We start from the raw sequence: 23,681 nt of genomic DNA on the forward strand, positions 1-23,681 counted from the left end.
ATGGCAAAAAAATCTTTAAATCTTTTTGAATGCCAACATTGTGGCTTTCAAAGCACAAAATGGATGGGCAAGTGCAGCAATTGTGGTGCGTGGGAAAGCCTTGTTGAACTCACTCCTTCACAAATTCAAAGCATCAAAGAAACAAATACTATGCTTTCAAACACCTCCGCCACCTCTATCACTTCCATAGAATACGAAAATGTTGTGAAATTTTCTTCTTCGCAAGAAGAACTTGATATTGTTTTGGGAGGAGGAATTGTACCAGGTGGACTTTATCTTGTTGGTGGGAGTCCAGGTGTAGGAAAATCCACACTCTTACTAAAGGTTGCAGGAGGACTTGCAAAAAATGGGAAAAAAGTTTTATATGTTAGTGGAGAAGAAAGTGCAGGACAAATAAAACTTCGCGCACAAAGACTTGATTGTGTAGAAGAAAATCTTTATTTGCTAAATGAGATTGATTTGAATTCCATCAAATCCAACCTTGTTACAAAAGAGTATCCTGTCTGTGTGATTGATTCAATTCAGACGATCTATTCTCCTCAAATCACTTCCGCACCTGGCTCCATCTCTCAAGTTAGAGAAATAACATTTGAATTAATGCGATTAGCAAAGCAATACAATATAGCAATTTTCATTATTGGGCATATTACCAAAGAAGGCTCTATAGCTGGTCCTAGAGTACTTGAACATATGGTTGATACAGTCTTGTATTTTGAGGGAGATCCTAGCAGGGAACTCCGTATGCTTCGAGGATTTAAAAACCGATTTGGCACCACTAGCGAAATTGGAATTTTTGAAATGAAAGCTGAAGGATTGGTGAGTGCAAAAAATGCCTCCAAACTATTCTTCTCTCAAAGAAAAGCCTCATCTGGAAGTGCAATAACTGTAATATTAGAAGGTTCTCGTGCTATTGTGCTTGAGATTCAAGCCCTTGTGAGTGAAAGTAGCTTTGCTGTACCTAAACGATCTGCTACTGGTTTTGATAGCAATCGACTCAATATGCTGTTGGCTCTTTTAGAGAAAAAACTCGAAATTCCATTGAACCATTACGACGTTTTTGTGAATGTTACAGGTGGGATCAAAATTAACGAAACAAGTGCGGATCTAGCACTCATCGCAAGTGTCATTTCTAGTTTTAAAAATCGCCCATTAAATAATACTACGGTTTTTATGGGAGAGGTGAGTCTAACAGGAGACATACGAGAAATTAGCAATATAGACACAAGACTCAAGGAGATGGAAAGTTATGGTTTTAGTAAAGCTATCATTCCAAAAAAACCAAGTACATCTTCAAAAATCAAATGCTATGAAGTAACAGAGGTCACAAAACTTCTTGATTGGATGTAATGTCCTCTGACTTAAAAACAAGGATTAATATACAAAGCAGGATTATCAAAAAAATTGGGGGCGAAAAAGGTTAGAATCATTAGATGCTAACCTTTTATGAAGTTGAGAGATTGCCCCATTCAGACCTTCTGCCAAGTAATGGAGTTGCCTCAAGGGATGTTCTACCCTCAAACAATCTTCCTCCTAATAATGCCATATAACAACTAAAGATCAAAACAAACCCCTAGAAACTATCAGTGATTTTGGAATTAACTATCCTGAGTATTATCATAAAGGCAAAGAAGCTATCAATAAGCTTTTAGAAACTAAAAGCGGACAGGTACAAGGAGCTTTCCATAAAGAAGGTCTAGGAGATATTGATTTAGTTTGGGGTAATGAGAAGATGGGATTAGCCCATATAGTAGATAAACACCCTGAAGTCATAGATAAGATTCCTGAGATTATAGAGAAAGGGGAGATAGTAAAAAGCCCTCATAGTGCAACAAAAATTATTGATGATGATTTTACGGTTGTGTTTAAAAAGAATATTTTAGGAAAACCTACAGAGAATCATTGGGTATTAACAGCATATGAAGATACACGAGGCGGAAACAAGCGTATTGACTCTGTTTCCCAAAATTTAGAGGAGATTCACTCTAAAACCTCTGAAGATCTTCAAGGTAATAATGCCACAGAACAACTAAAAAATCAAGACAAACAAATCAAACAAACTAATAGAGATAAAAGCACCAAAGAGAATACAGAAAATGAAGACAGCCTTTTATTAGAAAATCTACTGAATGCAGATTTAATGAAAGAAAGACTAAGGATTAAAAAAGAAATCATCAAAGATGAAAAAATCACAACCATACAAGAGTTTGAAGATGTCTTAAAAGAGTCAGGGATAACTAGAATGAAGGAGGCTTTAAAGATAGAAAACTATCTAAAATCCCCTGAAGAAATTTTTAAATATTTTGATCTGAAACATAAATTAACTTATCTAGAAAGAGAGCTTGTTTATGATATTGCAGATACTGTAGAGATGAAAAAATTTAAAAAAGATCTTGGAATAGAGCTTGATAAAGAAAATTCAAGAGCATATAAATATACCCATGTTTTTTTTAGTGGTAATGAAATCGATAATCTTTTAGAAGAACTCAAATACACATTCCAAGAAGATCATTTTTATAATCTAAAAGATGATGAACAAAAAATCATCACTTATCTCAAAAAAACAAAAAAAGCAGGTTTCAAAGATTTACCTCTCCCTACTAATGAAAACTATCCACAATATTATCATAAAGGCAAAGAAGCTATAGATAAGATCCTAGAAACAAAACAAGGAAGAGTTGATGGGGCTTTTTATAGAGAAGAAATAGGGGATATTAATCTCTCTTCTCATAGCTTAGAAAAAATTAAATACAACTATGGCTTAATGACAATAAATGAACTTCCTGATATTATCAATAATGGAAAACTCTTTAAAAATCCTAACACTAGTGATCTTTATTTTATTAAAGATGATTATGTATTATTAATGGATAATAAGCATAACATAATTAGCGTACTATCAGACAATGCGTTCTCAAAACATTTATACGAAGATTTAGAGCCTATTTCTCCAATTCAAACATCTCAAAAAACGCTATCTTCACTCTCACCAGAACCCAAAGAAGAATCCCTGAACTTGCAAGAAACTTCTGCTAAACTCCCTCATAGTTTAAAGCCATATTATGATTTACATAAAATCACTCAAACCAAAGAATATCAAAATCAATCTAATAGCCTTGCCACTCCTTATGCTAAAAAAGACATCACAGTAGAACAAGCCAATAGCTTTCTCAAAAAAGATCCTTTAGTATTAAAACAATATGATAATTGGATCAAAGAAGAATTAAATGAACCTTTTGGGATCAATTTCACTCAATATGATGGAAGTCCTATTAGGGGAATCTCAGCGATTAAAAGCTTACTCACTTATAAACTTGGACAAGTACAAGGAGCTTTCCATAAAGAAGGTCTAGGAGATATTGATTTGGTATGGGGTGAAGTAACTAGTGCAGAAAAACACATAGGTTATGGATTAGCTCACATCATAGATAAACACCCTAACATCACGCCTGAAAAATTAGAGAATATTATTACAGAAGGTGAATTCACTATAAGAAACAATGAAGCAGTCAAGATTGAAAAAGATGGTTACAAAGTTGTTTTAAAAAGCAATTGGAAAGGGGAACCTACAAAGAATAAATGGGTTGTCACAGCGTATGAAAAGGACAAGGAAGCACCAAGTATATCCTCTGATGCTAATCATATAGAGGAGACTCTCTCTAAAACCTCTGAAGATCTTCCCGCAAATCCTACCACAGAACAGCTAAAAAATCAAGAACTTTTACAAACATACAAAGAACTACAAAAGAAATACCCCAATACTAATGACTTCTCCCTGAGTTTTTATAGGGATTATAAAAAACATCAAGCAAAGCTAAATGAAGATGATGCGTATGATGCACTCAAAAAACAATACCAAAGCATCTTAGATACTAAAACCTTTGAAGGTAAAAAACTAAAAAAGCAAGGAATACAAAAAGCTAAATACATCATAAACATGCTTGATGACCCCCAAGTAGAGAAATTTGTTAAATCTATGAATGAAGATATTTTTGATACGCTAGAGCTGCAAAGAAGGATCAAGACTTATGAAGAAAAAATAAAACAATATGAACAAAGTCCTACTTATGAACCTGATAAAATTGATTGGTTTAGAGAATTACTTCAAACAGATAAACAAGCTTATGAACAAAAGATAAGCGAAATCTATGGCAAATCTGCTTTAAAAGAAGAAGAAAATAAGGACTTGATAGCAGAGGCTTTTGCTGAGATAAAACTGCACGGATATGTTTTAGATACGCTTAAAAAGCTTTTAGAAAAACAAGGCAATAAAGTGACCTTTGAAGGTAACAATACCATCATCTCTCACCCCGTGCAAGAAATCAATAAAGATCTAGAGCCCTTAGCTATTCCTAGTACTCCTAAAGCCATCATCTCTCCTAATGGATATAAGGAATATGATAGCTTGGGTAATGAGATAAAAGAGGTCTTAGTGACTCCTAGTTTTATCTCTAGCACACAAAAAGAAGGCAATCAAACCATCAAAGAAACCTTAGATCTAAGAACCAATGAAAGTATAAAAGAGGTAGAATTCAAAAACCCTGAAGTCAAGCTCCCTATCAGTTCGCCCTCTAGTTCCTCTGCTCCTAGCTCTTCTCAAATTTCTTCTTTAGAAAGTAACTTCAGTATAAATCCTGATAGTGTCATTTCAAAAAGCCCTAAAAAAAGATTTGATGACAATATAGAAGCGATAAGAATCCTTAAAAAGCTACAAGAAGATAAAACCTTGCCCTCTTTAGAAGAAAAAGAGAAACTAAGCCGTTATGTAGGCTGGGGAGGACTAGCTAATAGCTTTAAAGACAATGCCCCTGAAGATACGCTATTAAGAGAGCTTTTAAGTGAAGAAGAATATGCCAAAGCTAGAAATAGTACCCTCTCTAGCTATTACACCCCTTATTTTGTTGTGGATTCTATGTGGAAGGCACTACAAAAGATGGGCTTTAGGGGCGGAGAAGTACTAGAACCTTCTGTTGGCGTAGGAAATTTCTTTGGATTGCTCCCTGATAGCTTGAAAAGCACAACCAATCTAAAAGGAATAGAACTTGATGATACCACTGCTAAAATCGCTAAATATCTCTACCCCCGTGCAACAATAGATCATATGGGATATGAAGAGGCACTTTTACCTAAAAATAATTATGATTTAATCATAGGCAATCCTCCTTATGGAAGCTTTAGCGTTTATGATAAGCATTTTAAAAAAGAAAGTGGCTTTAACATACACAACTACTTTATGCTTAAAAATCTCGCTCTTACTAAAGAAGATGGGATTCTAGCACAAATCATCACCACTCATTTTCTAGATACAAAGAACCCTGAAGTAAGGGAACTCATAGCTAAAGAAGCTGAATTTTTAGGAGCGATAAGATTGCCACAGGGGTCTTTTGAAGATACTCAAGTAGCCACAGATATTGTCTTTTTCAGAAAACTTAAAAGTGGAGAGAATAGGCCTTCTTCTGAATGGGTGAATCTCAAAAGTATTCCTGATACACAAGGAAAAGAAGATATTCTTATCAATTCTTATTTTGCAGACAATCCACATTTTATGCTAGGAACTCCTGGAAGATATGGTGGAATGTATGGAGCTGATAGCGTAGGCTTTAAAGCTAATGGCGATACAGCATTGCAACTCAAAGAAGCCATAGATAAACTCTCTGAAGGCATTCATATAGACACTCGCCCTGTTATAGCGGGGTTTGAAATCGCACAAAAGATGCTAGATAATCCTTCATTGAATCTTTCTATCAAAGATGATTTGATACATTCTAGCTATGCTAGATCTGGAAGTATCGCTAGTGGTAAAGATGGAGCGTTTTATCGAATCAATCAAGAAAAACTAGAGAAAATACCTGATTTAGAGCTTATTGACAAGACACCAGAAGAATTTGATAGATTAACTGATACAGGAAAAAAAGCCAAATTAGCACAAATCAAAGAAATCAAAGAAATAATCCCTGCTGTTTCAAAAATCAGAGACACCCTTATGAAGCTAAAACAAATGCAACTTGACCCTTTAGCAACTGAAGATAGCATCTTCAATCAAAGAAAAGAACTCAATACCCTCTATGATGATTTTAGAAATAAATTTAACACCTATTTAAGTGATCATAAAATCGCTAGAGCCTTTGATGGAGATCCTACTTATCCACACATTGCTTCATTAGAAGAAGATTATAAAAAAATAGATGGAAAATACCGTGCTAAAAAAGCAGATATTTTTACTAAAAGAACGCAATTTCCTTATGTGAGACCCACAAAAGCACACAGTGTTGAAGATGGCATATCCATCTGTTATAATCAAACAGGAAAGCTAGATATTGATCGTGTTGCTGGGCTATTAGGTAACGATAGTGAATCCATCACAAAAGAGATATTAGATAAGAATCTAGCTTTTAAAGATGCACAAGGAAATATTATCTATGCCCCTGAGTTTTTAAGTGGAAATATTGCTGTAAAAATAAAAAACTTTGAAGGAAAAGAACTTGATAGCTATCAAGCAAAAGCATTAGATGCCTTGCAAAAAGCATTGCCAAAAAAGGTAGAGATAGAAGGAATTGGAATTAATATGGGGGCGAACTATATCCCTATAGAAATCTATGAAGATTTTGCAAAGCAATTTTTAGGAGGAAATCACAAGGGCGTGAGTTATCAAGAACTCACTGATGAATTCATCGTGAATTTCAAAAGTTCTATTGAAGCAGATAAAACCTTTGGGGTAGAAGGGAAATTTAAACACATCAGTGCCTCTGATGTGTTTGAAATAGCATTAAATGATAAAAAAATCAATATGGGGAAAAAAGAAGGAGATTTATTTTACCCTGATTCACAAGGGCAACAGGCCTTAGATCAACAAGTAGGAGCACTCAAAGAAGCTTTTAAGAATTTTATTTATGAAGATTATAAAAGGGCTGAGAGTGTCGAGAATATTTATAATGATATTTTTAATAGCACTAAACTTAGAAACTTTGATGGAGATTTTTTGAAACTAGAAGGTTCTAGCGATCTGATAGATTTGCGTCCTCACCAAAAAAATGCAATCTATCGCATCATAAGCTCTCCTAGTACGCTTTTAGATCACACTGTTGGTACAGGGAAGACCTATACGATGGTAGGAAGCGTGATGGAACTAAGAAGATTAGGACTAGCACAAAAACCTCTCATCGTCGTGCCCAATCACATCGTGAATCAATTTGGGTCAGAGTTTGCTAGGCTTTATCCTAATGCAAATATCCTAGCCACTAGAAAATTTGATAAAAAGAGCAGACAAAGAACTATTTCTGCTATCACCACAGGAGATTGGGACGCTATCATTATAGGGCATAGCAACTTTGAAATGCTTCCTATGAGCAAACAATCTGAGCTAAATTTTATGAGCGAACAAATCGGTATTTTTGAAGAAGCCATAAAAGAATTTGATAAGGTCAATCCACTTTCTATAAAAAAACTCGAACAAGCCCTTGCTTCAAAAAGAAAAAAATTTCAAGAGCTAATGGATAGCAAAAAAGATGAAACCATCACGTTTGAAGAATTAGGCATTGATGCTTTATTTTTAGATGAAGCACACGAATTTAAAAACTTAGAGTTTTTTTCTAAGCAAAACATCTCAGGATTAGGCAATCAAAAAGGCTCAAAAAAAGCCTTTGATCTCTTTATGAAAACTCGCTATTTGCAAGACAACAATAAAAAAATAGTCTTTGCTACAGGAACGCCTATCAGCAATTCAATCGCTGAACTCTATACCCTTCAGAAATACCTTGATTATAAAGGATTGGAGCAAAAAAGAATCCATAGTTTTGATCAGTGGAGCAAGACTTTTGGAAAAGTACAAACACGATTTGAATACCACCCCAAAGGGGATTTTAAACTCGCTAATCGCCTGGTTGGCTATATCAATATGCCTGAACTTATCAAAGAATACAAAAAATTCTCTGATGTGATAGTAAATGAAGATGTGGAAGCAATGTTAAAACTTCAGGGCAAAGAGTTTGATTTGCCAAAAGCAGATTTTATTACCGTGCAAATCAAAAAGAGTCCTTTACAAGAGAAATTTATGCAAGAAATTATGGAGCGAAGCAAAGCTATTGATAATGGATTAGACTCTTCAAAAGACAATTATCTCAAAGTCACTACCGATGGGAAGAAGGGGAGCTTGGATATGAGACTCATAAACCCCTTGTTTGAGGACTCTCCTGATTCTAAAATCAATCAAAGCATCGCCAATATCTTGAAAGAATATGAGCAGTATAAACAAGATAAGGGCACCCAACTTGTATTTTTAGATATGAGTACGCCCAAAAATAAAAATCCCAAAGCAAAACAAGAACTCGATAACCTTCTTAAAGCAATAGAGCAAGGAAATGAAGAAGCAGAGCAGATTTTAAAAGATAAAGGTGGGGCGGATTATATCAAAGTCGTTAATGGTGATGGATTTTCTGTATATGAAGATATTAGAGAGAAATTAATCAAACAAGGAATCCCAGAAAAAGAAATCGCTTTTATTCATGATTTTGACACAGATAAGAAAAAAGCGGAATTGTTTGAAAAAGTCAATAATGGTGAAGTGCGAATCCTGCTAGGATCTACTAGTAAGATGGGAGCAGGAACAAACGTGCAAGAGCGAATCGTTGCGATTCATCATCTAGATGCCCCCTGGCGACCTGCTGATATAGAGCAAAGAAATGGCCGTGCTATCAGACAAGGCAATAGTCTTTATGATAAATACGGAAAAGATACATTCAAAGTGAATATCTACACCTATGTTACTAAAGGAATGTTAGATACGATGATATTTGAAAAGCTTCTGACCAAATCAAAATTCATCTCTCAGCTAAGAAAAGGAGAACTCAGTGGTAGAGAGATTGAAGATATAGGCGATGAAGTTTTAAACTTTGCAGAAATTCAAGCAGCTACATTAGAAGATAAAAGACATCTAGATATCTTGAATCTTAAAAGAGACATTGAGAGTCTTCAAGCCTTGCAAAAAAACATCGCCAATATCAATTTGCGGACTAATAGAGAAATAAACGCTTTAGAAAAACTAATCAAATACAAACCCAAAGAAATACAAGATTTTAAAACAGATATGGAGGCGTTTAACAAAGGCGGAAACACAGTTCAAATAGGGAATACTACGTACATCAGAGGAGAGAAAAACAATGGACTTGCCGATGCACTTGATCAGATTAAAATCGATGAAAGAATCCAAAATATCTATAAATACAATGGCTTTATCATTGAAGCTTCTTTTTCTAAACGTGAATTTGGAAGTATTGATCTCATCGCACATTCCCCTGTAAGTGAGCAAAGCTATCTTATTAGCACCACAAAAAAACAAGAGTTTAAAACCAATGGAGCCCTCATAAAAATAGACAATTACTTTAAAGCCCAAAGACTCATAGCAATGCAAGATGAACTCAAAAATGCACAAACAACCTTGCCAATACTCAAGAATTCTCTGAAGAAATTTGATAAACAAAAAGAACTCGAAGAAAAAACAAAACAACACATAAAACTCATCAAAGAATTACAAGTAAAAATCCAATCCCACCCCTATGCAGGGATAGGATTATTTGGGGCAATCTCAGGCTTAGAGATAGACTACAACCAAGATGGCAAGAATGATGAAGGTGATATGTTACTAGGAGGCTTGAGTGCTGTTTTAGGAGGCAAAGCAGTTGAATACTTGCTAAAAAGAAATAAGAATGTATTGAAGAATGTCTTGTTGCATTATTTTCCAGATAAAAAAGAGGAAATCCACACTGCCTTTACAAAACAAATTCAAAAAGAAAAAAGAGGGATTTATAATGTGGCTTATAATAATAAAAAATCCACAGTCATAAAAGAAGATTTGGACTCTATTGATAAGGCTATTTTATTCGAAAAGGGGAGACACAAAAATGATAGTGGCTTTGGAGCAAGTCATATCAATGCTAGGCATAGCAATCCAAAAAACATAGGCTATGTGAGTCAAAATGAATTACTTGATATGGGCAATTCCATACGAGAGTATCTTAAAAACCATAAAGAACCTTATATTGATAATAACGGTAGTAGGATTTATGAATGGAAAGATAAAGATGGAGTGAGATTTAGAATCGTAGTGGGTAACAGGGGAAAAGGTGCTTCTCACGACGGAAGCGACCGAAACCAGTTGCCTTTTCCTGAGCGAATTATAACCTTTTATTCTGATAGAAATCTTAAACACAAAATGAAATTTAAAAATCCAGCCCTACAAGAAAGACAAAGCATCACGATATGGTAGGTCACTATAAAAATATTAAAGGAAACATATGAAAGACATCACAGAACTCAGCTATTTTTATGAAGAAGCTAGGAGTGGGAACCAGGAATCCTTGCTAGAATACAAAACAGCTAAAGCTTACTTGCATGGCAAACAATTAGATACTAAAACGATTGAGATACTTAAAAAAAGAGGACAACCAATTTTGTGGGATGTATGCTAATAAAATGAATATGCACCCTAGATGCACCAATGATTGGATGTAGTTTCTGTGTGTCTTCTTGACACCACTTGATGAAATTTATCATCTCATCATTTAGATTCAATAGTCAGCGAGAATATGTTTTGCACTGCTTATTTTGACATTGCATTTTGATATTTTCCAGCATTTTTATTGTCAATATTTTTTAATATGAGCGAATGTATTGTTTTAATTTGCCATTGTGATAGTTCTTCTTTTTAGCTTGCAATCTCCTTGATATATTCAATAGTTTGTAGGTGATGGATACCTTCAGAATATCCTCTTAAACTCTTTCCTACGATGGCGATTCCTTCTAGTATGACTTTTATCTCTTAGGGAATCAATGTGTTTGCTTCTATGACGCTAGAATCATAAAATATAATTGAGCTCAAAATCTTCTTGTATTGTGGCTCTTAAGCTCTAGAAATTTATTCCATCATAGACAATATCCTTCTTCCTAATATGATGTGTTTTGTCCTAGTATAATTGCCACAATAGCATCCAAATAATACGTTTATAAATCCAATAAAAATAAACTTTAGGATTCGGTAATGACTATCTAGAAGCTTCTTTAAAAATATCTTTATTGATTTTACATAAAGAATCTAGGACTCCATTGATAAACTTGGGGGCATTATCTCCGCCATACATTTTTCCAAGTTCAACAGCCTCATTAATAATAACAGGAGAATCTGTAGGGGTAAATTTAATCTCATATGCCCCAAGTCTCAAAATGGCCCTCTCCATTCCTCCAAGTCTTTCAAAATCCCAATCTTTTAAATGAGTTTTAATCAAATTATCAAGTTCTTGGATATTTGCAATTACTCCATCAAAAAGAGTTAGTGCAAAATCTTGCTGTTTATTTTTTATTTTTTTTTCTCCTAGTATGTTTTGTGCAAAATCCCTGATACTAGTATTTCCACTATCATAAGCATACAAAAGTCCCGCTACAGCTTCTCTAGCCTGAGTTCTTGTCGCCATCTTTAACCTAATTGTCTATATAAATCAATAAGCTCTATTAATGCATTCATTGATTCAAAACCTTTATTTCCTGCCTTGCTTCCAGCTCTTTCAATAGCTTGTTCAATGTTATCTGTAGTCAATACTCCAAAACTCACAGGGGTGCTATATTTTAAAGTTGTATTGGCTATCCCCTTGGTAGCTTCCGCACTCACATAATCAAAATGAGGGGTACCACCCCTTATAATAGCTCCCAAAGCACAAACCCCATCATATTTTCCACTACAAAGAACTCGATCAAGTGCAAAGGGTAATTCATAGGCACCTGGAACTAAAATCAAATCAAGTTTTTTATCATCCCCATTGTGTCTCAAAAAGCTATCTTTTGCCCCCTCTATAAGCCTATCTGTTATGATATGGTTAAATCTACTTGCTATGATTGCAATTTTTTCATCACCTTTTAAACTGATTTTTCCTTCAATAATATTCATTTCAAAACTCCTTGTATATCTAAAATTTTTTCCACCAAATCTCCCAAATCATTCAAACAAACCATATTTGGACCATCACTTAGTGCATCTTTAGGGCTAGGATGTGTTTCCATAAAAAAGCCATCCACACCCACTGCGGCAGCCGCCTTTGCCAAATAAGGTACAAAAGAACTATCACCACCACTTTTTCCTCCAGCCCCTCCTGGCATTTGCACACTATGAGTTGCATCAAAAATCACGGGAGCAAATTTCCTCATAATCACCAAACTACGCATATCCACAACGAGATTTCCATATCCAAAACTACTGCCTCTCTCGCATAACCAAACCCCATATTTTTGTGCCTGAGAATATTCTGCACTGTTTCCACCTCTTGTCTTGATAGCTTTAAGAACGGAATATTTCATGTCTTCAGGATTCATGAATTGACCTTTTTTGATATTGACAATGCTATTTGTCTTTGCTACCTCTACAATCAAATCTGTCTGTCTGCACAAAAATGCAGGAATCTGTATGACATCAGCTACTTTAGCAATACTTTGAGCCTGATAACTCTCGTGAATATCGGTGATGATTTTGTAGCCAAACTCTTTTTTAATTTGAGCTAACATCTCCATTCCAGCTTCAAGTCCTGGTCCTCGATAACTTTCAAGACTTGTTCGATTGGCTTTATCAAAACTTGCTTTGAAATAAAAATCGATTTTTGGATTTTGAGCTATAGATTTCATGCCCTTAGCAACAGTGTGAAGATTTTCATAACTCTCTATTACACAAGGACCACTTAAAAGTATCATTTTTGTCATTATTTTTTTTCCTTATTAATAGGTTTGAATTCACGTGTGATCATATTGTAATTAAAAATCTCACCTGTTTCTATAATGTAATACCAACCATAAATATTTATCTCTCCCCTATCAAAACGTTCTTCTACGAATGGATAGGTCATTAAATTTTCTAACTGATGCTCTATATTGATTTGTTCAGTTAGCCAAAGTTCTTTTGCTTTACTGGATGGACAAAGAGCTTTTACTTTTTTTTTCACAGGTTCAAGAAGTTCAATCCATTTCTTTACATAAGGAGCATTTTGAAGTTTTTCTTCTGGAGCATAAGCAGCACTACACGCTCCACAATTACTATGACCGCAAATAATAATGTTTTTGATATCTAGTATGTTAAGTGCATATTCAATTGAAGCAGTCGTAGCAAGATAACCTGCACGCATTATATTATCATTTTCACGATAAGGAGGAATAATATTACCCATATTTCTCACTACAAATAAATCCCCAGGTAGGGCGTTAGTAATCATACTTGGAACAACTCTAGAATCCACGCAAGTAATGAATAGAGTATGAGGTTCTTGATGTTTTTTCAAACTCTCATACAAATCTTTATATTTATTATAATCGTCTTCTTGAAATTTCAATGCACCTTCAAATAACTCTCTCATTCTTACCTTCTATATCAAAAAAACTAAAGTCTTGAATTATACCAAAGTAATAGCATATAATATCAAAACAGTATTCCAAAGCTTTGGAGGATATTTTGTCGCAGATCATTGATTTTATTGTTGAATTTGTTGGAAGTTTTGGGTATTTGGGCATTTTTTTAATGATGTTTTTAGAATCAAGTTTTTTTCCTTTTCCTTCTGAAGTTGTGATGATCCCATCAGGATATTTGGTTTATAAAAATGAAATGAATATCTACGTAGTAATCACAATGGGAATATTAGGAAGCATAGCAGGAAGTTTATTTAACTATTTCCTTGCATTGAAGTTTGGTAGAGGTTTTATTATCAAGTATGGAAAATATTTCTTTTTCAGTGAAAAAACAATGGAAAAAATGGAAATGTATTTCAAAAAACACGGCGAAATCAGTACATTCTTAGGCAGACTTATTCCCGTACTCAGACAATATATTTCACTCCCTGCTGGACTTTCAAAAATGAACCTAGTAAAATTCTGCATCTATACAGGAATTGGGGCTGGGATATGGGTAGTTATTTTGACCTGTTTTGGATATTACATAGGAACGTGGATGGGCTATAATGTAAATATAGAAACGATTATTAAAACCTTCACTTCTGCTTCTTTAGATTCAGGCGAGTTAGATATTAAAAACCATTTACATAAAATCATTGTGATAACGATTGGATCTGTTATTATTATTGCTTTGGGATATATTTTTTATCAAAAAAGAAGGAAATAAATGCAGTTATGTGTTGCTTTAGATCTTGAAGAAAAAATACAAAATTTAGAACTTTTGGAGTCATTAAAAGGGTTTCCAATTTGGATAAAAGTGGGTTTAAGATCTTATATCAGAGATGGAAAAGAATTTATTGAAAAAATCAGAGAAATAGATGGAAATTTTAAAATCTTTTTAGATTTAAAACTCTATGATATTCCAAATACAATGGCAGATGCAGCATTTGAATGTGCCAAACTCAATGTGGATATGATTACTCTACACGCAAGTAGTGGGGAAATAGCGATGAAAACAGTTATGGAGCGTCTAAATAAAATCCAAAAGCGTCCCTTAGTGTTTGCCATCAGCGCGCTGACTAGTTTTAGTCCGCAAGAATTCAAATACATCTACAACATGCCATTAGATGAGCATGTTCAAACTTTGGCAAAATTAGCTTTTAAAAGCAACCTTGATGGGGTGGTTTGTTCAGTATATGAAAGCGAGAATATCAAGAAAAACACAGATTCTAGGTTTTTGACGCTAACACCTGGAATCCGTCCATTTTCTGAAGATAGCGATGATCAAAAAAGGGTTTCTGATATAGAGGGGGCGAAAAAGGCTCTTTCAGATTTTATCGTTATAGGAAGACCTATCTACAAAGCTGATAATCCAAAAAAAGTTGTTGAAAGGATTTTGGAAAAGATAAGATGAAAACCATACTCATACAGACCAAAAAAGAACTTATTGATTATAAAGACTCTCTTCCTAAAGATTCTATCATTGGGCTTGTTCCTACAATGGGCGCACTACATAATGGTCACAAAAGCCTCATAGAATGCTCTAGAAAAAAAGACACTCAAACCATTGTATCAATTTTTGTTAATCCAACCCAATTTGGTGAAAATGAAGATTTTAGCAAGTATCCTAGAGATTTAAACAAAGATTTCAAACTTTGTGAAGAAAATGGAGTGGCTGTGGTTTTTGCTCCAAATCCCACTGAAATGTATCCAAAAGATGATGAAATATCACTCAGGCCACCAAAAAATATGGGTTATACACATGAGGGTTTTATTCGTGAAGGACACTTTGATGGAGTTTTACGTATCGTTTTAAAGCTGTTGCATCTCAGCACTCCTCACCACGCATATTTTGGGGAAAAAGACGCTCAACAACTACTTATTATCAAAAGATTGATACAAGATACCTTTTTAAAAACCAAAATTATTCCCTGTCCTACACAAAGAGACATTGATGGCTTGGCACTGAGTTCAAGAAATATTTATTTAAGCAAGGAAGAAAGATTAGAAGCACTCAAAATCCCTACCGCACTGAAAAAAATTGCTGAAGCTGTTCAAAAAGGAGAGCTAAAAACTTCTATCCTAATAGAATTGGCTAAAATTGAACTTGAAAACTTGAATGTAGAATATCTAGATATTTGCGATCACGATCTTAACCCTATCGCATATATACAAAAAAATTCTAGCATTGCACTCATTGCTGCAAAAGTTGGAAAGACAAGATTATTAGATAATCTATGGCTATAAATAAGGAGCGAAATGAGAAATTTATTAAAAATCATACCTCTTTTACTATTTGGATCTATTCGCATTTGGGCTTATGATAGCATTGATGAGGCACTAAAAAATGGAGTCTCTAAAGGTGATGTGATTTTTTATGGGGATTATCAAGGGTTGAATAAAGGTGATGCCACCATCTTAACTCCAAACAATATCGCTACATACAGCTATCTAGGAAAAACAGGATACTTGCAAGGAAGTGTAGGACTCAGCTATACATCTGGGTTCTACAAATATGTTCGTGCCGCTATTGGTTTTAGGGCTGGGGCATCGCTTTGGAACGTGCACAAAGACCTCATCACCTCCTATGGGAATGGAGATTCTTCAAAGGATTTTTTTAATCAAAATAAAGCTACATTAGCTGAGTCATTTTTTGAATACTTTGATGGAGATACCAATATCAAAGCAGGAAGATTCACTATTCCTAATGAATGGATAAATACAATGAGTGATGGCATATGGATACGCAATCGCTCCATTGATAATCTTATGCTTGAAGGATTTTGGGCACACGATTATGGTCGTGTGGCGTATTATCAAATGACTTCCTTTGAAAAAATCAATCCCTATTCTGATTTTGGCCTAGTCAATATTGCTGCAAAATACTATATCACTGAAACATTTACAATCAAAGCGTACACATTTTTCACACCCAAAATATTCACTGCTTTAGGAGCTAGTCTTGATGGACGCTTTAATATTTCAGATTTTTTTGTTGGAGGAAATATTGGGTATGCTTATAGTTTTGAAGGTAATCCTATCTATAGTGGCTATATTCACAATGCTTCAGCACTGGATGCAAAAATATTTTTTGGAATGAAATACTTTGAAATTTCTGCAGGCTATATTCATACAAGCAAAGATTCAGGCTGGGGCAATCTAGGAATTATGGGTGATAATATTGATCCGTTTTTTATTTGGGGAGGAAGAGCCATCAAAACACAACCAAATGCAAATTTAATATATGGAAGCATCAGTGCAAATGTACAAAAATTCAAATTTTCCCTTACCTATGGTAGCACCTCTTATGGAATATCTTCTAGGCAAAATGAAGTTGATTTTTCTACAGAAATAGGCTTCACGAATAATGTTTTTGGAGTACTAAATATTCTCAATACTCACAAAGATGCTATCAATATTCCCAATACAACGCAAATAAATGGTGGTATCAGGCTTTCTTTTTAAGATTGCAAAGACCTAAGCACTCTCTACAACCTCATAATAATAATTAATCTTAATTTGTGTATAATTGGAAAAAAATTATTTGAGAGAAATATGCAAGAGATTATCGTAGCTTTAGTGGGACAACCTAACGTTGGGAAAAGTTCCCTCATCAATAGTATCAGTGGAGCACACCTTAAGGTCGGCAACTTTACGGGTGTAACAGTAGAAAAAGCCCAAGCTTACCTATTTTATAACAACACAAAAATCACCATTATTGATCTTCCTGGCACCTATTCCTTAAATGATTTCACGATGGAAGAAAAAATCACCAAAGATTTCTTAGACAATGAACCTTATGACATCATTTTGAATGTGGTCGATTCGACAAACTTAGAACGAAATCTAGCCTTAAGTGCTCAAGTTTTAGAAAAAAACAAAAAAACTCTCATCGCACTCAATATGTGGGATGAAGCACAAAAAGAAAATATTACTATCGATGAAAAACTCCTCTCAGAAATACTAGGAGTCCCATGTATTCCAACTTCTGCAAATAAAAATCTAAACACTACTTTGTTGATAGAATCGATAATAAAACTCTATGAAAATCAATTCACCCCGCCTAAAAGAATATATGCTGATTTTATAGAATCTCAAATTCAGACCTTATCAGATTTTTTGCATCAAAAATCTTATCCAGAAATTTCAACTTTTATAACATCCCATCAGAGCACAGAAAATATTTCTTTCAGAGAAATCTCTGTGATGCTACTATCTCAACAAACAAGGATTTATTCATATCTACATAACAAGGGTTGTTGGTTAGAACTTTCAAAAGTTGTGAATAACTGTATTCAAAACCTCTACAAGTTTTCCAAAGAAAATAATGTCCAAAATATCTTCATCTTTGATGCTTTATCTTTTGGAAAAGGAGCGGCACAAGAGGTTTTATCTAGACCAAACAAATCACTTCATCAAACTCAAAAAATTGATGCCATTATGTTAAATAAATATTTAGGATTGCCTATTTTTCTTCTTTTGATGTTCATGCTTTTTAATATGAGTTTTTTAGTCGGTGGAGTACTGCAAGACTTAGCTCAAGATGGTATTGATAATCTTGGATCGCTTGTGAAAACATATATAACAAATGAGGATTTTGCCTCTTTGATAGGAGATGGCATTATAGGTGGAGTTGGAGCGGTATTATCATTTTTGCCCCTAATTATTATTTTATATTTCGGCATATCTTTGTTAGAAGCTACAGGTTATATGTCCCGTGTTGCTTTTTTACTTGATGGCATTTTTCATAAATTTGGACTTCATGGCAAAAGTTTTATACCCCTTGTGACTGGTTTTGGTTGCTCTGTTCCTGCCTATATGGCAACACGAACTTTGCAAAACAAAAATGAACGACTCATCACCTTATTTATCATTGGGTTTATGAGCTGTAGTGCAAGATTGCCTATTTATGTACTTTTTGTGGGAGCATTTTTTTCTGATAAATACGCTGGAATAGCACTTTTTGGAATCTACATATTAGGAGCCCTAATAGCCTTGTTGATGGCAAAATTTCTCAAATTGAGTGTTTTTAGGGGAAAAGATGAGCCCTTTGTGATGGAAATGCCAAAATATAGGATCCCTAGCTATAGAATCATCTGGTTTAGTATATATACGAAAGTATTAATGTTTATCAAAAAAGCAGCTACATTCATCTTTTTAGGTTCTATGCTGGTTTGGTTTGCCTCACATTATCCCAAAAATCCAGAATTGCATCAAACTTATGAGAAAAAAATCATTGCCATTGAAAAAAATAAAAACATCTCAAAAGAAAAACAGCAAAAAAAGATTGAAGAATTAAAAAATGAACTTGAAGAATTATCCCTTCAGCAAAGCTATTCAGGACGTATTGGAATAGCCCTCAAACCCATTTTTTCACCTATGAATTTTGATTGGAGACTTTCAATTTCTATCATCACGGGATTTGCAGCAAAAGAAATGGTTGTCTCCACATTGGGGGTTTTATATTCCTTGGGGGATGCAGCCGCAGAAGATTCTGAAGGACTCAGAAATGCCCTCAAAGCAAACATTAGTATGCCAACAGCAATAGCTTTTATTGTTTTTGTGATGTTTTATATTCCATGTTTTGCTGCTACAATATCCTTTGGCAAAGAAGCTGGGGGGATAAAATTTGTCTTGTATCTGTTTATTTTTACCACCATTGTGGCTTATATATTTTCACTAATAGCATTTTATATCACTAAATACATGAACGTATTCTTGTATTCTTGAGAAGATTTTCATTTAAGCACAGATTGAGTTCAAGAATTTGTTTTTTCTAAACCCTTCAACTCAAACTGCAATCAAACTTATTATAATCTGAATAATGTTACTTCTAGTAAAAATTTAACTTCAAAAAGATATTCAAATATAACTATTTTACACACTAACAAATATTTTTATGACATAATCTCGCACCAAACAAATAATTCAACTAGACGAAAGGCTCTTATGGAATCAAAAACTCTCAGCAAAAAACAAAAAATCACCTCTGTCATTGCAGCCTCATCTGGCAATCTTGTAGAATGGTACGATTTTTACATTTATGCTTTTACAGCTCATTATTTTGCTCATCTTTTTTCTTCATCAGATAACAAAACCATAGAGCTTATTTCTGTGTATGCTATTTTTGCACTTGGATTTTTGATGAGACCTATTGGTAGCTGGTTATTTGGATCTTTGGCAGACAGAATTGGGCGTAAAAAATCAATGGTTTATTCGGTCATTTTAATGGGGATAGGATCTTTTTTGATAGCTATTTTACCTACCAAAGAGACAGTAGGAGATATTGCTATTATTTTTTTACTGATTGCTAGATTAATTCAAGGGCTTAGCGTTGGGGGAGAATATGGAATCGCTGCAACCTATTTATCTGAACTTGGAAGCAAGGGACATAGAGGATTTTATTCATCTTTTCAATATGTCACGCTCATTGGTGGGCAACTTCTTGCGGTTTTATCAGCGGTGATAATGGAAATTTTTTTCACACAATCAGAGCTTAGCTCGTATGCTTGGAGAATTTTATTCGCCTTTGGAGGAGTACTGGCTTTATTATCATTACTAGCTAGAAAAAAAATGCATGATACAGTGCCAGATGTTCAGATGCATAAAAATAGGGGGTCTTTGAAAGAACTCTTGAAATATAAAAGGTCATTTTTTATGGTTCTAGGATTTACAGCTGCTGGTTCTTTATGTTTTTATACTTTCACCGTTTATACCAAAACATTTATGATAAATAGCACTGGAATCGCTTCTCAGACATCTAATTACATAATGCTAGGTGCGCTATTTTGTTATGTTGTTTTTCAACCAATTTTTGGGGCTATTGGTGATAAAGTAGGACGCAAAAACCTATTGATAGCTTTTTGCATTTTAGCAACCCTATGCACTTATCCTTTAATGATCGCTTTAGGTCAGGTTAATACTCCAACAATGGCATTTTTCATCATAACGCTATTTTTAGCAATATTGAGTTTATATACTTCTGTAGCAGGGATTTTAAAATCTGAACTCTTCCCAACACATATTAGGGCACTAGGAACAGGATTATCTTACGCAATAGGCAATACAATATTTGGTGGAACCGCTCCAGCTTTGGCACTGAGTTTCAAAGAAAAGGGGTTTGAAAATGGATTTTTTGTTTATATTACGATTATGCTTGTAATTGCACTTATCGTGGCATTTATGTTACCCAAAAAAACAGAACTAGACTGATTAAATCTAGGTAATGAGAATTATTTGAAGATAAATAGTCAATAGGCTAACCTAAATAGCATTTTTTAGGTATTATATTTTAAATAATTCTTAATGTCTGATAATTTCTATTTTTAAATCCTCGACATAATAATTTCTTAACCACTTGAAATAGCCTAATTGAGATGTTTTTGTATCAATTTGGATCAAATTAAAAAAATAACTTGGCAGATTAGTATAATTCTTAGGTATTGAACAACAAAAACTTTCTAGCTTTCTCTTTTTCATAAGGGAAAAGTTCCATCAATACTTCTCCAATCTTGACTTTATAGCTTTGATTCATCTGAGTTCTTCCATAAGAAAGCACTATCCTTCCTGCCAAAATTTTATCTTCATCACTTGCAGTTTTTTCGACCAATCCAATAGGACCAACACAATCAAGTAATTCAATTTTATCCATCAATGGATGAGGCTTGTCTAGCTTGTAATTTTCTTCATCATTTCTAGCGATAATACATCTAGCACCATTTTCTAACACCATATAGCGTCCAACTTTTACCATCACGGTATCTTCTATCACCATTTTTCGATGCGAACTGAGATCTTTGAGTTTTAAACTCACACCCATATCAGTCAATAAACAACCCCCACCAGGTTTTTCATAATATTTCCAACCAAATTCTTCAACCATAGATAGTTGTCTATTTCGTCCTCTGCCATTGACATCTAAGAGTTTTTCTCTATCTACCCAACCTGCCCTCTCAGGAAAAGTAGGTTCCAAAAGCTTCGCACTCATTGGTCTTAAAATAAGTTCATCAAGATAAAAAGGTTTAGAACTATCTTTTTCATCGTGGCTAACAATATCATCAAATGCAGGATTTTGACCTATCTCCCTGATAATCTTTTTAACCTGATCAAGGGCTTGTCTCCTTTGACTTTTAGGCCTTTGACCAATCACTTCTCCACTGATAACAAAATCAGCATTGAGTTCCAAAAGTTTGTCAAATGCGTGTGCAAACATATTGGCGTGACAATCAATGCAAGGATTAAAAAATTTTCCATAGCCATATTTTGGACTAAAAAGTATTTCATTAAAAAATTGATCTCTAATATCACAAATCTTGAGCTCAACCCCAACTTGAGCACTAGCATTTTGAAGATATTCAAGCTTATCACGGTTTGCCCCAAAGCCGATATTAAAATGAAGTGCAACAACCTCAATACCTTGATCTTTAAGTAGTTTCATACTAATCATACTATCAAGCCCACCACTGAATAATGCTAATGCTTTTTTCATACCCCTATCAATTCTCCTTTTCGTAATCTGATAATATTATTTTTTATCTGTCTGATTTTGAAGCTTTTTTCCTGAAAATTCAAATTGGAATCATTTATTACTTTTTCAAGTTGATTTTGATTGTATTTTAAAATCAACATCACCAACTCATCTTTAAATCCATTTTCTCGCAAGAGTAACTCTTCATCGATCTCTATACCAATGAGCCCCTCATCTTGAAAATCTCCTCTACATAAAGCACAAAATTCTTTTTTCTTATATTGGAATACTCGCTCATCAATATATTCCACTGCCATATCAAGCAAGGATCTATCCTCTAAAATATACTTTATGACAAGATTTTCTAATCTATCATAAGTATTGCCCTTGATAGATATTGGGGCTATATTTTTTGGATAAACCTTTGCACTCCCTTTATAGCTAGGAACAATGAGATTTAAAGGAATTTTCAATATATCTGCTACAAAAAATCTGTATTCTTCTTGCAAAAGAGGGGATAGAGAATGTAAAAATTCTGAAGATTCTTTGAGGGCTTTTTCTTTTTCTAAAGGATCGATCAAGTTATATTTTAAAGAAATCTGCTTAAAGACAAACTCGACAAAAGGAATCGGAGAAGCAAATAATTTTTCCAATTCATCTGTCTTTTTTTGAAATACCATATCAGCAGGATCAAGTCCGCTTTCAAAAATCACCACACCTCCAGCTTTACTATCCTTTGCCAACATAACAGAAGCACGAAACGCGGATTTTATTCCTGCAGCATCTCCATCATAGCTCAAAATAACCTTGGGATTTCCCTTGCTTAAAATAGGCAGGTGATCTTGCGTGAGTGCTGTTCCAAGTGTAGCTACGGCAGTATTAAAGCCAACTTGATGCAACATAATCACATCTAAATATCCCTCTGTAACAATCACCTGCTCATATTTATAAATATGTTCCTTAGCAATATGATAACCATAGAGTAGTTTAGATTTGTTAAATTGAGCAGTTTGTGGAGAATTAAGATATTTTGGCAAATTATCTTTGATTGTTCTAGCTCCAAAACCCACAATCTTGCCAGTAGGAGAATGGATAGGAAACATAATTCTCTCAGAAAATCGCACATATGTGCGAGTATTGTCTTCTCCAAGCACCCCTAGTTCAACAAGCTTTTTTTTATCCATCCCCTCTTGTTCAACAAATCTCAAAGTTTCAAAGCTAGGGCCACAAAATCCTAATCCAAATTTTTCTATTGAAAATTCACTCACTCCTCTTTTAAGTAAGTAATGCTTACATTCAGGTAATTCCATCAAACGTTTTTGATAAAATCTTGCTATATTTTCAAGTAATTTAGAGTCATCTTTCTTGGTGATGGTATTTTTCTCGTATTCAAGACTAAAATTAGACATATCTGCTATTTTTTCAGCAGCTTCAGCAAAGTTTAATTTCTCATACTCCATTACAAACTTTATGACATCTCCACCGACGCCACATCCATAACAATGATAAAGCCCTTTTGATCCATTTACTACAAAACTTGGAGTTTTTTCATTATGAAAGGGGCAACAAGCTGTGAAATTACTACCTGATTTTCTAAGATCCACATAACTACCTATTATATCCACAATATCAACAGTAGCCTTTAGAGAATCTATAGAAGCCTGAGTGATCATCAATCTCCCTTCGTTTATCGTTCATGCATAATTTTATCAAAAATTACTATTTTAACCCTTAATAATAATCCTCTCAGTGCTATTTTTTTAAAAAGTTATGTAGAATACATATATTAATATTTAGTCTATAT

At 34.1% G+C, this 23,681-nt stretch carries 15 protein-coding genes; 9 read left to right on the plus strand and 6 right to left on the minus strand.

The window, feature by feature from the left end; all coding sequences use genetic code 11:
* The 3 genes from radA (at position 1) to BKH42_RS09490 (ending at position 10,460) form a co-directional block, all read left to right on the plus strand.
* Positions 1-1,347, plus strand: coding sequence for a DNA repair protein RadA (gene radA / locus BKH42_RS04805; RefSeq protein WP_095295457.1), 1,347 nt, complete (start codon positions 1-3; stop codon positions 1,345-1,347).
* A gap of 286 nt (positions 1,348-1,633) precedes the next feature.
* Entirely contained in the window at positions 1,634-10,258 is an 8,625-nt protein-coding gene (locus BKH42_RS04810; RefSeq protein ID WP_257874272.1) for an SNF2-related protein, read from the plus strand.
* A 28-nt stretch (positions 10,259-10,286) separates the two neighbouring features.
* Positions 10,287-10,460, plus strand: coding sequence for a hypothetical protein (locus tag BKH42_RS09490; RefSeq protein ID WP_180673981.1), 174 nt, complete (start codon positions 10,287-10,289; stop codon positions 10,458-10,460).
* 573 nt (positions 10,461-11,033) lie between these two features.
* Here the strand turns inward: BKH42_RS09490 and nusB are convergent.
* The 4 genes from nusB to BKH42_RS04830 are packed head-to-tail and all read right to left on the minus strand — an operon-like array spanning position 11,034 to position 13,379.
* On the minus strand, positions 11,034-11,459 hold the full coding sequence (gene nusB / locus BKH42_RS04815) for a transcription antitermination factor NusB (protein WP_095295461.1): 426 nt from the start codon (positions 11,457-11,459) through the stop codon (positions 11,034-11,036).
* Between the two features lie 2 nt (positions 11,460-11,461).
* Entirely contained in the window at positions 11,462-11,929 is a 468-nt protein-coding gene (gene ribH, locus BKH42_RS04820) for a 6,7-dimethyl-8-ribityllumazine synthase (RefSeq protein ID WP_095295463.1), read from the minus strand.
* A complete protein-coding gene (kdsA, locus tag BKH42_RS04825) occupies positions 11,926-12,732 on the minus strand; it encodes a 3-deoxy-8-phosphooctulonate synthase (protein WP_095295465.1) in 807 nt (268 codons plus the stop codon). Before kdsA ends, ribH begins: the two co-directional genes overlap by 4 nt.
* Positions 12,732-13,379, minus strand: coding sequence for a carbonic anhydrase (locus BKH42_RS04830; RefSeq protein ID WP_095295467.1), 648 nt, complete (start codon positions 13,377-13,379; stop codon positions 12,732-12,734). The genes kdsA and BKH42_RS04830 overlap by 1 nt, the downstream gene beginning before the upstream one ends.
* A 92-nt stretch (positions 13,380-13,471) precedes the next feature.
* Here BKH42_RS04830 and BKH42_RS04835 point away from each other — a divergent pair, with 92 nt between their 5' ends.
* The 6 genes from BKH42_RS04835 (at position 13,472) to BKH42_RS04860 (ending at position 20,622) form a co-directional block, all read left to right on the plus strand.
* Positions 13,472-14,137 (plus strand): DedA family protein, encoded by a 666-nt coding sequence (locus tag BKH42_RS04835; protein WP_257874273.1) that lies wholly within the window; start codon positions 13,472-13,474, stop codon positions 14,135-14,137.
* Entirely contained in the window at positions 14,138-14,824 is a 687-nt protein-coding gene (gene pyrF, locus BKH42_RS04840; RefSeq protein ID WP_095295469.1) for an orotidine-5'-phosphate decarboxylase, read from the plus strand.
* Positions 14,821-15,657: a pantoate--beta-alanine ligase gene (gene panC / locus BKH42_RS04845; protein ID WP_095295471.1), complete on the plus strand. Its 837-nt coding sequence runs from the start codon at positions 14,821-14,823 to the stop codon at positions 15,655-15,657. Before pyrF ends, panC begins: the two co-directional genes overlap by 4 nt.
* A 12-nt stretch (positions 15,658-15,669) precedes the next feature.
* Positions 15,670-16,875, plus strand: coding sequence for an Opr family porin (locus BKH42_RS04850; RefSeq protein WP_095295473.1), 1,206 nt, complete (start codon positions 15,670-15,672; stop codon positions 16,873-16,875).
* A 90-nt stretch (positions 16,876-16,965) separates the two neighbouring features.
* Positions 16,966-19,140, plus strand: coding sequence for a ferrous iron transport protein B (gene feoB, locus BKH42_RS04855; protein ID WP_095295475.1), 2,175 nt, complete (start codon positions 16,966-16,968; stop codon positions 19,138-19,140).
* Positions 19,141-19,359: 219 nt separating this feature from the next.
* Positions 19,360-20,622: an MFS transporter gene (locus tag BKH42_RS04860; protein WP_095295477.1), complete on the plus strand. Its 1,263-nt coding sequence runs from the start codon at positions 19,360-19,362 to the stop codon at positions 20,620-20,622.
* A gap of 223 nt (positions 20,623-20,845) precedes the next feature.
* Here BKH42_RS04860 and BKH42_RS04865 read toward each other — a convergent pair whose 3' ends face one another.
* Together BKH42_RS04865 and dnaG are read right to left on the minus strand one after the other, a co-directional pair.
* Entirely contained in the window at positions 20,846-21,898 is a 1,053-nt protein-coding gene (locus BKH42_RS04865) for an argininosuccinate synthase domain-containing protein (RefSeq protein ID WP_095295479.1), read from the minus strand.
* Complete coding sequence (gene dnaG, locus BKH42_RS04870) at positions 21,895-23,550, minus strand: DNA primase (RefSeq protein WP_095295480.1); 1,656 nt, start codon at positions 23,548-23,550, stop codon at positions 21,895-21,897. The genes BKH42_RS04865 and dnaG overlap by 4 nt, the downstream gene beginning before the upstream one ends.
* Positions 23,551-23,681: the final 131 nt, after the last annotated feature.

This window comes from Helicobacter sp. 13S00482-2 (assembly GCF_002272795.1).
Lineage (GTDB): Bacteria > Campylobacterota > Campylobacteria > Campylobacterales > Helicobacteraceae > Helicobacter_J.

Bases quoted from the DNA above. Each gene is read 5' to 3' on its own strand.
- BKH42_RS04850 (WP_095295473.1), top strand. From the start codon at position 15,670: ATGAGAAATTTATTAAAAATCATACCTCTTTTACTATTTGGATCTATT.
- nusB (WP_095295461.1), bottom strand. From the start codon at position 11,459: ATGGCGACAAGAACTCAGGCTAGAGAAGCTGTAGCGGGACTTTTGTAT.
- kdsA (WP_095295465.1), bottom strand. From the start codon at position 12,732: ATGACAAAAATGATACTTTTAAGTGGTCCTTGTGTAATAGAGAGTTAT.
- ribH (WP_095295463.1), bottom strand. From the start codon at position 11,929: ATGAATATTATTGAAGGAAAAATCAGTTTAAAAGGTGATGAAAAAATT.
- panC (WP_095295471.1), top strand. From the start codon at position 14,821: ATGAAAACCATACTCATACAGACCAAAAAAGAACTTATTGATTATAAA.
- BKH42_RS09490 (WP_180673981.1), top strand. From the start codon at position 10,287: ATGAAAGACATCACAGAACTCAGCTATTTTTATGAAGAAGCTAGGAGT.
- BKH42_RS04830 (WP_095295467.1), bottom strand. From the start codon at position 13,379: ATGAGAGAGTTATTTGAAGGTGCATTGAAATTTCAAGAAGACGATTAT.
- dnaG (WP_095295480.1), bottom strand. From the start codon at position 23,550: ATGATCACTCAGGCTTCTATAGATTCTCTAAAGGCTACTGTTGATATT.
- radA (WP_095295457.1), top strand. From the start codon at position 1: ATGGCAAAAAAATCTTTAAATCTTTTTGAATGCCAACATTGTGGCTTT.
- feoB (WP_095295475.1), top strand. From the start codon at position 16,966: ATGCAAGAGATTATCGTAGCTTTAGTGGGACAACCTAACGTTGGGAAA.
- pyrF (WP_095295469.1), top strand. From the start codon at position 14,138: ATGCAGTTATGTGTTGCTTTAGATCTTGAAGAAAAAATACAAAATTTA.
- BKH42_RS04865 (WP_095295479.1), bottom strand. From the start codon at position 21,898: ATGAAAAAAGCATTAGCATTATTCAGTGGTGGGCTTGATAGTATGATT.
- BKH42_RS04860 (WP_095295477.1), top strand. From the start codon at position 19,360: ATGGAATCAAAAACTCTCAGCAAAAAACAAAAAATCACCTCTGTCATT.